This window comes from Methyloceanibacter superfactus, assembly GCF_001723305.1.
Taxonomy (GTDB): domain Bacteria; phylum Pseudomonadota; class Alphaproteobacteria; order Rhizobiales; family Methyloligellaceae; genus Methyloceanibacter; species Methyloceanibacter superfactus.
Window position 1 is genome coordinate 1 of the sequence record NZ_LPWF01000032.1, and the last position, 1031, is coordinate 1031.

The 1031-nt window shown below is 62.9% G+C and carries 1 protein-coding gene; it reads left to right on the forward strand.

Translation table 11 applies throughout. The annotated features are described in order from the left end of the window. Window positions 1–471 precede the first annotated feature (471 nt). On the forward strand, window positions 472–1031 hold a 560-nt coding region (locus tag AUC69_RS19820), incomplete at its 3' end, for a 3,4-dihydroxy-2-butanone-4-phosphate synthase (RefSeq protein WP_425283542.1).

The following is a 1031-nucleotide window of genomic DNA, read 5'->3' on the forward strand; positions in this document are numbered from 1 at the left end:
CCCGTGAATGCCGGCACCGATAATCACATATTTGACACTGCTCGGGAGACTCATGGAGGCGCTTCTTCTGGCTTGTTCAAAGGTGACGAAAAGTGACGAATCAATTGCTCTGTCGACGATCGAATAACCGCATAACGACCCGCATCAACTCCAGCGGGGAACGAAATGACTTGGCAGACCTTGATACCGAGGCAAACTGCTTGTTTCGCTTAATTCTCTTCCCGTGAATGTGGTTCACCCTAGCCTCGGCCAGGGTCCGCGTTCCATACCCCTGTGGAGGTAAGCTCTAGCGACTAATCGCTGCGGGCCGGAGCGCGCGGAGCGTCGGTTCCTCTCACCGGGCGGAACCGCGATCCGCCGCCAGCGTCACCGACAATGTCATCTCACTCCCGCGGCCGGATGTCATCACCCATCGGGCATATCCCTTCCGGTGTAGTTTCAGCCCCCTCTACTTCCTCTATCGTCGGCGGCATGAGAGGGGATCAGCTCTGCACAGTACCGGAGGCCGTGGACGATTTGCGCCGCGGCCGCATGATTGTCTTGGTCGACAATCCCGATCGCGAGAACGAAGGCGATCTCGTGATGCTTGCCGAGCACGCCACGCCCGAGGCGATAAACTTCATGGCGTGCCAGGGCCGAGGCCTCATTTGCCTTCCGTTGCCCGCTAACGATTGCGACCGGCTGGGCTTGGAGCTGCAGCCGCGGCGGCATACGGCGCCTTCGACACGGGCTTCACCATCTCCATCGACGCAACCGACGCTCCGGGTCCCGGCATCAGCGCGTCGGCCCGCGCCCACACCATTCGCCGCGCGGCGGATCCCGTCACCTCTCCGGCGGATTTTCCATCGCCCCGGCCACGTGTTTCCCTTGCGCGCCGCGAAGGGCGCGGTGGTTCGCGCGGCCTACAGAGGGGATCGTCGATCTGGCCCGCTTGGCCGGTGCACGCGAGGCGGGCGCATCTGCGAGATCATGAACGAGACGGCTCGATGGCACGCATGCCGCAGCTGCACCAGTCCGCCCGGCGCACGGAT